Annotated in this window: 7 protein-coding genes; 2 read left to right on the top strand and 5 right to left on the bottom strand. The window is 34.7% G+C overall.

The window, feature by feature from the left end; translation table 11 throughout:
* Both VKY47_RS05265 and VKY47_RS05260 read right to left on the bottom strand, forming a co-directional pair.
* The coding region (locus tag VKY47_RS05265; RefSeq protein ID WP_324310962.1) for an Ig-like domain-containing domain at positions 1-963 on the bottom strand (963 nt) is incomplete at its 3' end.
* A gap of 58 nt (positions 964-1,021) precedes the next feature.
* A complete protein-coding gene (locus tag VKY47_RS05260; protein WP_324310961.1) occupies positions 1,022-1,699 on the bottom strand; it encodes a ComF family protein in 678 nt (225 codons plus the stop codon).
* A 161-nt stretch (positions 1,700-1,860) separates the two neighbouring features.
* Here VKY47_RS05260 and VKY47_RS05255 point away from each other — a divergent pair, with 161 nt between their 5' ends.
* Together VKY47_RS05255 and VKY47_RS05250 are read left to right on the top strand one after the other, a co-directional pair.
* On the top strand, positions 1,861-2,745 hold the full coding sequence (locus tag VKY47_RS05255) for a hypothetical protein (RefSeq protein WP_324310959.1): 885 nt from the start codon (positions 1,861-1,863) through the stop codon (positions 2,743-2,745).
* A 63-nt stretch (positions 2,746-2,808) separates the two neighbouring features.
* Positions 2,809-4,347: a glycine--tRNA ligase gene (locus VKY47_RS05250; protein ID WP_324310964.1), complete on the top strand. Its 1,539-nt coding sequence runs from the start codon at positions 2,809-2,811 to the stop codon at positions 4,345-4,347.
* Between the two features lie 71 nt (positions 4,348-4,418).
* Here the strand turns inward: VKY47_RS05250 and VKY47_RS05245 are convergent, their stop codons facing one another.
* The 3 genes from VKY47_RS05245 to VKY47_RS05235 form a co-directional block, all read right to left on the bottom strand.
* Complete coding sequence (locus tag VKY47_RS05245; protein WP_324310958.1) at positions 4,419-6,395, bottom strand: heavy metal translocating P-type ATPase; 1,977 nt, start codon at positions 6,393-6,395, stop codon at positions 4,419-4,421.
* 90 nt (positions 6,396-6,485) lie between these two features.
* Positions 6,486-7,631, bottom strand: coding sequence for an efflux RND transporter periplasmic adaptor subunit (locus VKY47_RS05240; protein ID WP_324310956.1), 1,146 nt, complete (start codon positions 7,629-7,631; stop codon positions 6,486-6,488).
* 2 nt (positions 7,632-7,633) lie between these two features.
* Positions 7,634-7,947 (bottom strand): TolC family protein (locus VKY47_RS05235; RefSeq protein WP_324310954.1); only part of this gene is annotated, 314 nt, incomplete at its 5' end.

Raw genomic sequence — 7,947 nt, 5'->3', positions numbered from 1 at the left:
TTTATTGCTGACATTAAAAAGTAACGTATCGACTTCCTTAAAACGAGGTTTGTAGTAATAATTCAAGGAATCTGTTTTTGCATCCTTGGTTACACGATAGCGAAAATCTTCAGGTGTGTCCGATTGAATTTGGATTTTCATATTTTCATAATCTCCTTCAAAACCAAAGGCTATTTTTTCACCAGAAATCAAACGCGGATTTATAATTTTTGGGTCGAACGCTTCTTTGAACAATTTTACGGTATAAAGCGAATCTGTAGGAACGGTGATGGGTTTTTCCAAAAAACCAATCTTATCACTTCGTTGTTGGTATTTACTGTCTTGGTTTCCATCTTTTAAAGCCACAAGCATGTATTTTCCCGCCTTAATATTATCTATTGAAAAGGCGGTTACGCTATCTAAGGTATTGGTAATGTATTTTGGTGTCTCTTTATATACCGTAGAATCGGTGTAAGTGAAATCCATTTCGTACAACATAACAGACACATATTCGTCTGGTTTACGTAAAGTAGCATCAATTATATTTCCTTTTACCGAAAGCGAATCAATATAATCTCCTGTTGAGAAAACATATCTATAAAATGGATATGGGTTTCCTTCGTTATTATCTACAATGCTATTTCCAAAGTTAAAAGCATAGGTGGTATTGGGATCTAGAGTATCTTTTATTTTAATGGTAATGTATTTACTGGCTGCTCCTTGAGGATATATTTCTGGTGCTGGATCCATTGGAGGCGAAATAATTAACTGTTTTTGTAGATTATTAATTTTTATATACTCGTTAAACACAATGGTTATTTCTGTTCCTTTAAAATTGGTTGAAAAATTCTTGGGGTCAGATCTTACAATTACCGGAGGTTTTATGTCTTTCTCTCCTCCACTTGGTCGGCCTCTATTGGCACAATTAGCAAGTAATAAGCAAACTAAAATAACGTATAGAGGTTTGTAAAAGACGCGATTCATTTTTTGTTTTTAAATTAGACACAAAGAAACAATTTAATTCCCATACAGAAAACAATCCTTAAGCTATTGCCATAGAAGCGATGCTAATTTTAACATTCTTGGCTTTGTTTAATACCGAGATGCAGGCTTCCATGGTGGCTCCTGTAGTTATAATGTCGTCCACTAAAAGCACATGTTTGTTATGTATTTTTTCCCTATTTTGAATAGCAAATAATTCGTCGTTGGTTATCCATCTGCTCAATCTGGATTTGTTTACTTGAGAAGTGGTATTGGTTATTTTTATAAGCACATCGTCGTAATAATCGATTTCTAATTGTAAAGCTATTTCCTGTCCAAATTTAGCTACTTGGTTATAGCCTCTTTTTCTTAATTTCTTTTTATGGAGAGGCACTGGAATAACAACATCTATACTTTGATATGCTTTTAATTCCTTTAATTCGGCACCGAGCCATTGGCCTAAAAACACACCAATTTCTTGATATCCTTTGTATTTTAAATTGTGCATTAATTGTTGGGTAATGCTTTTCTTTTCAAAACGCAATAAAGCTGTAGCCTGTTCAATTTTTGCACGCCCATAAAAGGCTTTTAAAACCGTGTCGTCGTTATCCAAATGAAAATTAGTAACTGGTAAACTGTGTCTGCAATGTGTGCAGACATAGTGTTCAAAATCGCTTAGCTGAAATTGGCAAGCAAAACATACTTTAGGAAAAAACAAGTTTAAAACCGATGTCAGCATCTTTGTAAGAATTTATCTTAAAGATAATAATAACTTTTAAGCTTGAAACACATTTTAAATCAGCAATTTAGAATTTTAACAATTATTTCATCAGTTCATCGATTAAAATAAGATAAAACAATCATTCTTTATAGTTTCGTAGTGCAAAATTATATATTAAGATGATAGTTAACCCTCAATTATTTAACTACAGATTAATTATAGGTACATTGGTAATAGCAATTGTTGCTTTAGGGTCTTTTGGCTTGGTAAAGTATCAAACACTTAAAAATCATCAATCATTTGTGGAACAGGAAACCTCGCTTGTTCAAAATGAATTACACGAAATGATTAAAAGTTATGATGCAATTCAAGCAAGCAACAACACCATAGATTTAGAATTAACTAAGGCTAAAACATCACTTTCGAATGTTTTAGACTCGGTTGGATTTTTTACATCAGATGTATCCGTAATTTCTAAGTTTAAAAATCAAATAGCAGTTCTTAAGAACGAAAGGTCTCATTTATACAGGAAAACCACTATGGTACAAAATCGAAACAACTCGCTTGAAGTTGAGGTTTTTTCCTTGTCAAATCAAATGGTCAATCAACAAAATAAATTAAATCTTCTTAATGAAGAAAATGCTATTTTGTCCAAAACGATTAAGAAAATTCAATCTGTTTCGGCTGAAAATGTTCAGGCAATCGCTTTAAATACCGTTAGTTCGCGAGACGACGCTAAAACCAATAGGATTGATAAGTTAGACCATATTGAAGTTTGCTTATCACTTTTAAGCAATGAGTTTACACCTAAAGGAAATAAAAATATTTTTGTTCAAATACTTGGGCCAGACAATCAATTGGTAGTGGAAAGAGGTCATGTAAATTTTAAAAACACGGCCTTAAGCTATAGTGGAATGACAGTTGTTAACAATAATTACAGCAATATTGAGGTCTGTACCAAAATTAACATAGAGTCTAAAGAATTATTTAAAAACGGCACTTATTCTGTGATTGTTTATAACGACGATTTAGAGATAGGAAAGACAGAATTAGAACTAAAATAATCAACCAATAATATATTTGTGAAAACCGTTCCTTTAATGAGAACGGTTTTTTATTTTTGCAACATGGCAAACGATGATCAATTTAAGAAAGTAATCTCTCACGCTAAAGAGTATGGTTACGTGTTCCAAAGTAGTGAAATCTACGATGGACTAAGCGCAGTGTACGACTACGCTCAGAATGGAGTGGAGTTAAAGAAGAATATTCGTGACTATTGGTGGAAAGCCATGGTCCAAATGAATGATAATATTGTAGGTATTGATGCCTCCATATTTATGCATCCAACTACTTGGAAGGCTTCAGGGCACGTAGATGCCTTTAACGATCCGTTAATAGACAATAAAGATTCTAAAAAACGCTATAGAGCAGACGTTTTAATTGAAGACTATTGTGCTAAAATTGAAGCAAAACTAGACAAGGAAGTAGCTAAAGCCGAAAAACGCTTTGGTGACGCTTTTAATAAAGAAGAATTTGTTTCTACAAATCCGCGTGTTTTAGGTTATCAAGAACAAATAGCTACCATTCTTTCCAGAATGGCAAAATCTTTGGAAAAGGAAGATCTAGCCGATGTAAAAGCACTTATTGAGGAATTGGAAATTGCCGATCCGCTAACTGGTTCTAGAAACTGGACAGAAGTTAAGCAGTTTAACCTCATGTTTGGAACTAAAATTGGTGCCAGTGCAGAACACGCTATGGATTTATATTTGCGTCCTGAAACAGCTCAAGGGATTTTTGTCAATTTTTTAAACGTTCAGAAAACTGGACGTATGAAAATACCTTTTGGAATTGCCCAAACAGGAAAAGCGTTTAGAAACGAAATTGTTGCTAGACAGTTTATTTTTAGAATGCGTGAGTTTGAACAAATGGAAATGCAATTCTTTATCAAACCAGGAACCCAAAAAGAATGGTTTGAATATTGGAAAGAACACAGAATGAAATGGCATTTGTCTCTTGGTTTAGGTGAAGAAAATTACCGTTTTCACGATCACGAAAAATTAGCTCATTATGCAGATGCTGCTACAGACATCGAGTTTAAATTTCCTTTCGGATTTAAGGAATTGGAAGGAATTCATTCCAGAACCGATTTCGATTTAAAACAGCACGAAGCTTTTTCAGGAAAGAAATTACAGTATTTCGACCACGAAGAGAACGCAAGTTACACACCTTATGTACTTGAAACTTCCATAGGATTGGATAGATTGTTTTTAGCAATTTTCTCAAACTCTCTAGTCGAAGAAGAATTAGAGAACAATACCACTAGAACTGTTTTAAAATTGCCGGCAGTTTTAGCCCCTGTAAAAGCAGCTATTTTACCGTTGGTTAGAAAAGATGGTTTACCAGAAATTGCAAAGCAGATCCTAGAAGATTTAAGATGGGATTTTAGTGTGGATTACGATGAAAAGGATGCTGTTGGAAGACGTTACCGACGTCAAGATGCCAATGGAACGCCATTTTGTATTACCGTAGATCACGATACTTTGGAAGATAATATGGTTACCATTAGACATAGAGATACTATGGAACAGCAGCGCGTAAAAATTGCAGATTTAAAAGATATTATTAACGCTGAAGTAGATGTGAAACATTGGCTTCAAAAAATGTAACAAATTCCTGCGAAGGCAGGAATCTTAATATTAAAACTCCCAAGCTAATTTAGTGTGGGAGTTTTTTATTTTTATTCGTCCATATTAAAACGCAACAACCTCAAGGCGTTTAATACCACAACAATGGTGGAGCCTTCATGAAAAAGTACAGCCATACCAATATTGGTAAGTCCTAAGATGGTTACAGGAACCAAGATGGCAACCACTCCTAAACTGATGAAAATATTTTGTTTGATAATGCGTTTGGATTCCCTACTTAAACCAATAGCAAAAGGGAGCATTTCTATTTTGTCCGACATTAGCGCTACATCAGCTGTTTCTAAAGCAACGTCACTTCCCGCTGCTCCCATAGCAACGCTAACTGTGCTTAATGCCATTGCTGGAGCGTCGTTAACACCATCGCCAACCATAGCAATCCTTTTGTCTTCTTGAAGTAGTTTCTTTACAGCTTCCACTTTGTCTTCTGGCAATAAATTGCCTTTGGCCTCAGTTAAACCTATTTGTCTGGCAATGGAATCTCCCACATTTTGATGGTCGCCAGTAAGCATCACCATTCGTTTTATGCCAATTTCTTTCAAACGTTTCAAGGTGCTTATAGCTGTTTTTCTTGGAATGTCCATGACACTAATCAAGCCAACAACTTCATTTTTAAAAGCAACCAGCATCACAGTATGACCATCTTCCAATAAGTTTTTCATTTTAGAGGTTACCGATTCTTCTACAGAAATTCCTTCATCTAACATGAGTTTGGTGTTTCCTATAAAAACCGGGAAATTTTTATAAATGGCTTGAATTCCTTTCCCTTGAATGGCATTTATTTCGGAGGCTTTTCCTAAGTATTCGATGTTGTATTGCGACTTAATATCTTTTGAAATAGCCCTAGCCAATGGATGATTGCTCAAACTTTCAACTTCTAAAACCAATTGAACAAAATCTGTTTCATTAAAATCGTTAAAAGGAATTACATTGGTTAATTTAGGTTTCCCTTCCGTTAATGTGCCTGTTTTATCGAAGGCAATGGTTGTAATAGCCCCTAAATCTTCCAAAGCTTTTCCTCCTTTAATCAAAACCCCTTTTTGTGCAGCTCTGGCAATACCACTTAACACAGCACTCGGGGTCGAAATGGCTAAAGCGCATGGACTTGCAGCTACTAAAACCGTAATGGCGCGATACAAACTTTCTTGAAATGTTTCGTCTATAATGAGATATGCAAAACACAAAGTAAAAACCAATATGATAACAATAGGGACATAGACTTTTTCGAACTTTTTAGTCATCCGTTGGGTTGGTGACTTTTGGGTTTCAGCCTCGCTTACCATTTTTACTAAGCGCGCTACCGTAGAATCGGCACTGAGTTTTAAAACCAAAACCTCTATATGCCCATCGCCATTAATGGTTCCGGTAAATACAATATGAGTTTTATCGATGTCTTTAAAATCCAGTAAATTATCAATACTTGGAATGGCTGTTTTATCAACAGGCATGCTTTCTCCAGTAATTGGTGCTTGATTGATGCTACTACTACCTTCTACAATCACACCATCTGCGGCAATTTTGGTATGTGGTTTTACAACAATAATATCGTGTATTTGTAGCTCCTCGATTGGAGTTTCTATCAGTTTCCCGTCTTTTTTTACTAGAGCTGTGTTTGGCGATAAATCGTTTAGAGCTTCAATAGATTTGGTAGCCTTATTCATGGCATAACTTTCCAAGGCATGACCTAAGCTAAACAAAAACAACAGTAAAGCACCTTCTGCCCAACTGCCAATATAAGCTGCGCCAATGGCGGCAGCAATCATTAGAAAATCGATATCGAAACCGCCTTTAGATATTTTTTGGGTGGCTTCAATACTTATAAAATAACCTCCAAAAAAATAGGCGATCATATAAGAACCTAAATGGGTCCAAGATGGTGTGGATGTTGTTTTTTCTAAAACAAATCCAAGCAGTAAAAAAACACCACAAAGTATGGAGAAATATAAATCTGTTCTTTTTCCAAAAATACCACCATGGTCGTGGTGATGTGCGTCTTTAGTATGTTTATTCATTGGTTTTGTATCCTGATTCTGGGGTGTTAATTTATTAATTTTTTAAGGAGTTTGCCCTATTCTTAAAGGCTTTTATTCAATATACTACAATTAATGACTATGCCCACCGCCACCATCATTTAGTAGCATATAAGTGCCTTTTGTTAATATTTTCTTGTCTTTTAGATCTATTTCGTTTAAAATTTCAACAAAATCCTCGGTTTCCATACCTTTTTTAATTTTTACTTTTTCTAAATGATATTCCGTTTCGGTTTCATTTTTTAAAACTAATACAAAAGATTCGTCTTCAACCTCTACAACAGCTTCTTTTGGAACGGCCATGTTTCTTACATTATTGATAATAATATCTGCTTCAGTAAACATGCCCACTATAAATTGCGTTTGGTCTTCATCTATATGACCATGGATTTTTACGCGTCTGGTTTTTTCATCAATGGTGGTTCCAACCAAATGCACTTCAGCTTTAAAAATGCTATCCGAAGCTTCTGGAATTGTAAACAGGATTTTTTGTCCTTTTTTAATCTTTAAAATATCTTTTTCAAATACAGAAAGCTCTAAGTGAATGTGGTCTGTATCTACAATTTCTATAACAATATCCGAAGGGGAAACATAGCTGCCATTACTTACATTTACTTTGGTAACATAGCCAGCAATTGGCGCATATAAATTGATTGTAGAGGAGATGTTTCCTTGTTCTACAGATTTTGGGCTAATGTTCATCATTTGCAGTTTTTTACGCATCCCGTTGTACTGTGCCAAATTGCTTTTATACGTACTTTCAGCTTTTAAGAAGTTTTTTTGTGAGGTGATGTTTTCATCATACAAAGTTTTCTGTCTGGTAAACTCGGATTTTAGGTAGCTTAATTGCTCGGCAACTTCTAAATAGTTTTGCTGAATTTCTACAAACTCCGGATTTTCAAGTGTGACCAATAATTGTCCCTTTTTAACTTTATCTCCTATTAATAAAGGTGTTTTTGTAATATATCCACCAATAAAAGTAGCGACGCTCGATTTATTATAGGGAGGCACATCTATCATACCATTGGTTTTTACGCTTTGGCTAAATGCTTCTTCCGAAAGGATACCAAAAGCCATATTTTCACCTTCAAACTGTTGTTTGGTAATGTCTATTTCGTTGGAATCTGTTTTAATAACTTCAACAGCTTCTATGTTTTTTTCTGAATTTCCACAGGCTACTAAAACCAATGAAAACATAAGGATATATAGGTTTTTCATTTTTATAAAATTAAGTAATTGATGGCAATAATGGTTTGATTGTACGTGTTTAAATTATCGAGATAGGTGATTTCCATGTCTTTGGCAGTCTCTATACTTTGTATGTACTGAAAGAAATCGATTTCACCTTCTTTAAAAGTGCGTTCGGCAGTTTTTATTATTTCATCCGAAAGCGTTTTGCCTTGGGTTTCGTAATAATTAATAGCTTCTTCATATTGCTGAAGTTTTGCTAATAAGGATTGATATTCGGCATGTAACCTCACTTGATAATCCTGTTTCTGCTCTTCTACAACTTCTTGAGCAATTTTTGAAGCTT

Source organism: Xanthomarina sp. (assembly GCF_035306705.1).
GTDB lineage: Bacteria > Bacteroidota > Bacteroidia > Flavobacteriales > Flavobacteriaceae > Xanthomarina.
Note: the sequence above shows the minus strand (reverse complement) of the source record. Positions and strands in the feature narration are given on the sequence as shown.